2 protein-coding genes are annotated in these 3009 nt (G+C 40.8%); both read left to right on the top strand.

The annotated features are described in order from the left end of the window. Positions 1 to 243 precede the first annotated feature (243 nt). Entirely contained in the window at positions 244 to 1107 is an 864-nt protein-coding gene (locus tag QZ379_RS12510; protein ID WP_291565422.1) for a family 43 glycosylhydrolase, read from the top strand. 8 nt (positions 1108 to 1115) lie between these two features. Next, complete coding sequence (locus tag QZ379_RS12505) at positions 1116 to 2939, top strand: glycoside hydrolase family 2 TIM barrel-domain containing protein (protein WP_291565419.1); 1824 nt, start codon at positions 1116 to 1118, stop codon at positions 2937 to 2939. The last annotated feature ends 70 nt before the right edge of the window (positions 2940 to 3009 follow it).

Below are 3009 nucleotides of genomic sequence, written 5' to 3'. Positions count from 1 at the left end.
TTATACAGCTAAAAAATAACTAAATATTTTTTTTGCTATCAAACTTGGGTTAAGTATACTGAGCTGAAAGGATTTGATTATAATGGCGGCGATGGTACAATTTCGCGGCGTGATCCTTCAAAAATAATATTTGAGAACGGGAAATATTATGTATGGTATACTCACCGTCATACTGTTTGTCCTCCAATAGGGTCGAAAAATGCTGCACAATGTGATGACAAAACTCCATCAACCGACTGGGATTTGGCTGAAATATGGTATGCAACCAGCAGTGACGGCTTTATGTGGGAGGAACAGGGTGTTGCTGTGCCGCGCCCTCCCAAACCACAGATAGGTCATCGTTCGGTCAGCACCCCGGATATACTGAAATATAATGGTAAGTATTATCTTTATTATCAGAGTTTTAATGAACCGAGTGGTCTTAGAGGTGATTTGTGTCCTGTTTCCATGTCATATTCAGATTCCCCCGATGGACCGTGGACACCATGCGGTAAAGCCGTTGTTGAAACCGGTAAAAAAGGTGAATGGGACGAACATATTATTCATGATCCTTTTCCGCTAGTTCATAACGGTAAAATTTATATGTATTATAAGTCAGGTTTAAATCATCGAGATGCTGGAGGACTTGCAATTTCGGATTCTCCTGACGGACCTTTCGAAAAACATCCTCTTAATCCTGTTCTTAATTCCGGACATGAAGTGTCGCTTTTCCCATTTCGTGAAGGTGTGGCAGCAATGGTTATAAAGGCAGGCAACGAGCATAACACCATACAATATGCTGCTGATTGGGTTAACTTTAAGATAGCATCTTTTGTCAATCTCATGCCTAATGCTCCGGCAGGATTCATACCTGATGCATTTACAGATAGCGGTAATGGTCGTGGTATATTATGGGGATTGTGTCATTTCACAGGTATGGGCGAGAAAAGAGACTATGCACGTCTGGATCGTTTTGACTGTGATCTTAGTCTTGATGTTGATGACAGGCAAATGAAGGAACAGGTTATATATTTCCCGCGTTCTCTTTATTTCCAGCATGGCTTGACTACCAAGCAACTTAAACGAATATCAGAAGATAACAAGAAAATCAGTTCAACATTAAAATGAACATTGAAATGAAAGATAAATTATTATTTGTAGGATTGGTATTTGCTTTATTACTGAATATCACTCCGCTGTTTTCTACAGATTTGAAGTCGCTTCAGAATATAACAGGCGATTATGCCATGCAGAATGTGATGGAACGTAACTGCTTAAGCCTTAATGGTGAATGGGATGTTATGGTCGATCCTTCCATGCTTGGCGAAAAAAAGAAATGGTGGAAAATCCGTACACCCAAAGACAACCATGATTTCGTTGAACTGAAGTATGAGGGTAATTATCGTCTTAAAGTACCCGGTGATTGGAATCATCAGTATCCTGAGTTTTTCTATTACAGGGGTAATATGTGGTATAAACGCGATTTCACATACAAAGTAGAATCCGGTCGCAGATTGTTTCTGCATTTTGGTGCAGTAAGCCAGCATTGTAGTGTTTATCTTAACGGAGAGCCTATAGGAAAACATGAAGGAGGTTACACACCTTTTCAGATAGAGGTGACAGGTAAGATAAAATCCGGAAAGAATTATCTTATTGTAAGGGTTGATAACTGTGTTACAGAAAAAACTATTCCTGCTTTACAGTTCGATTGGTGCAATTATGGTGGAATCACGCGTGATGTAAATCTTGTGAGTGTGCCGGAAACCTATATCCGCGATTATTTTGTCCAGTTGTGTCAGGATGATGAAAAACATCTTCAGGTTCATATCCGTCTTGACGGACCTTCTTGTGCCGGCAGAAAGGTGACTCTGTCAATACCTGAAACCGGTTTCAAGAAGGATATTATTACTGATGCTTCCGGAACAGCATCAGCTATTTTCAAAAGTAAGTTTGAATTATGGAGTCCTGAAAATCCCAAGCTTTATGAAGTAAATATATCAACAGCATCCGATACAGTAGCCGACAGGATAGGTTTCAGGACGGTTCGAGTTCAGGGTGAGGATATTCTACTGAACGGTAAACCTGTATTTCTTTCAGGGATAAATATCCATGATGAGATAGCTTCGTTGCGTCGCCGTGCCTGTACCCCTGCGGATGCCCGTTATCTGTTAGGTGAAGCGAAATCACTAGGGTGTAATTTTGTGAGACTTGCACATTATCCTCAAAACGAATATATGGTGCGTCTTGCCGAGGAGATGGGATTTCTGATGTGGGAAGAGATACCTGTATGGCAGAATATCAGCCTTAATGACCCGAATGTTCGTCGCCGTGGTGAAACCATGCTTAATGAAATGATTTCGCGCGACAAGAACCGTTGCGGTATAATCATCTGGAGTGTAAGTAATGAGACCTTCCCCTCTGCCAAAGGTCGTCTGGAGGTACTAACAGGTTTCGTAAATACCGTACGTAATCATGATAATACTCGTCTGGTATCTTCAGCTCTTCATGGTGCCAAGGCGGTAAAGGACGGAGACAGATACGTGATGCGTCTTGACGATCCGCTGATAGAGTATCTTGACGTTGTAGGAAATAACAAATATATGGGGTGGTACGAACCATTTCCGTGCGATGGCAAAGACCTTCATTGGGAGATTGGACTAGGTAAGCCTCTTATTATGTCTGAGTTCGGAGCTGAAGCAGTTTATGGAAATGATATTGACTCTCTTTCTGTCAACTCGTGGAGTGAGACATATATGGAATGGGTGTATAAGGAGGATATCAAAAGTTTCTCCAATGTCCGGAATCTGAGAGGAACATCACCATGGATATTGTTTGATTTTTTGTCGCCAGGTCGTAGTAACTCACTTTATCAGAAAGGATGGAACCTCAAAGGATTGATTTCTCCGGAAGGAAACAGAAAAAAAGCATGGTATATTATGCATGATTATTATGATGAATAATGTTGAATCAGTGTATTATATAGTCAAAAAGAAATGCTTTGCGAATTGAGCAATCGGAAATTGAGAGTCA

Origin of the sequence: Bacteroides sp., assembly GCF_019417265.1 — a bacterium.
Classification (GTDB): Bacteria; Bacteroidota; Bacteroidia; order Bacteroidales; family Bacteroidaceae; genus Phocaeicola.
This window is presented reverse-complemented; position numbering and strand designations above follow the sequence as displayed.

Coding starts and splice junctions, on each gene's coding strand:
- QZ379_RS12505 (WP_291565419.1), top strand. CDS start 1,116: ATGAAAGATAAATTATTATTTGTAGGATTGGTATTTGCTTTATTACTG.